The sequence below is a fragment of the Aeromonas sp. HMWF015 genome (assembly GCF_963878965.1).
GTDB lineage: Bacteria > Pseudomonadota > Gammaproteobacteria > Enterobacterales > Aeromonadaceae > Aeromonas > Aeromonas veronii.
On sequence record NZ_CAWNZT010000238.1, the window covers coordinates 1 to 1,494 of the forward strand.

Consider the following 1,494-nt stretch of genomic DNA (forward strand, 5'->3'; position numbering starts at 1 on the left):
ACGAGATAGCGTAGGTAACCGTTGACATCAACAGCAAGCAAAGAACAAATGGATAACCGCGAACAACTAACACATCAATCACTCCATAGAAGCGCGAGCTGTGAGGCGACCGACAGTCACAGCCTGACCAAACCAACTGCCTCCACTCACGGTCTTGGCAGACACCGGATCATTCATTGTGGCAATCACAGACAACGTCGTCGTGTATTGATTAGATGCAGCCGTCACCCACCCTGAACCAGAAGAAGGGAGGGTCAACTCAAGTTTGCTGTTACCAGCACAATCAATGGATTGAGTGCTTCCGCCATTACCCTGTTCGAAAGTCAATGGCACCGCAACGGGCCCCATATCGGATGCCAAGGTGCAGTACGAACGCCCATCAACTTGTTCAGACGGTATGTCACTTAGCACAACGCTCAACTTGAGGGCTCTGCTTGCTCGTTGCAACAGGTGCATGGCAACCTCGTCCTCAGATGCTTTTTTGTTAAGTGGGACGGGGGTACCAGTACTCAGTGACAGTCCATAATCGAGTGTTAACGCGGCACCACCAATTTCTCCGGGGCGCCCTGGTTGAGGGATATTAGTAAATTCTAGTACCGGTGAGGTTGCCGGGATAATCGTCAACTCTGACGACTCTGCACGACCAACGGAGCTATCATCCTCACCTGGATTGGCAGAGATAATAAATTGCTCTTGCTCAACATCCCCATCTAACAACGTAATCAGAGGAAAGGAAATCTGACTAGTATTAGCATCAACAAGTACCCTCCAAGACAAACCATCTCCCCCTGCCTCTACAATGCTCCCACCGGTTATAGCACCTAACGATATGTCTTCTTTCTCAATCATAAGTCTAGGGGCGGATGAGGGCTTGAGTCCAACCCAAATAGGTTGCGGCACTGGGCGACGAGCGTCCAGGTACACTGTTGCAAGCATGTCTTTCCCCTCTGTAACTGAAGATGGGGTCACACTGATGTTGCCAACCCTTCCAATTGGCACAATTTTAACTTCACCAGTGACGGCCCCAGTTGCATCATAGGAGGTACCTACATTTGCACTGATATGAAAGACTTCTTCATAGGGGTCGCGATCATCCTTTATAGGTATACTGAGAGTAAAGGAGTCTGAGCCAGGGTTTACCCCTACATATCCCCCATTGGGATATAAGCCTCCCCCTCCTGTTGCACCTTCGACAATGTGAATGTCGGTATCAGTCAAATCGCCATCATCCGCTGAACCAAGAATAAACTTGACAAACACATTCTGCCGAGTGTCATAAGCCTTATCAAGCGTCACTTTCACCCGAGCAGCTTGACCGGCCAGAACCGACGAAGGCAAGGCATCTACTGACACTACTTTTGGTTTGATATCTAGTGGCTTAATCGTTACTACCTCTTGACATGCTTCCGAATCAACTTGAAGGGCTCCCTTAGCAAAAACCAAAAAAGTCTTCTCCGTATCGTAGTTAGCTACCGCTTTCAGCCAGAAACTAAC

1 protein-coding gene is annotated in these 1,494 nt (G+C 48.9%); it reads right to left on the bottom strand.

Annotated features, from left to right (window positions below):
* Positions 1-78 precede the first annotated feature (78 nt).
* Positions 79-1,494, bottom strand: a 1,416-nt coding sequence (locus AACS18_RS12815) for a hypothetical protein (protein ID WP_181363277.1), incomplete at its 5' end; no start/stop codon positions are given.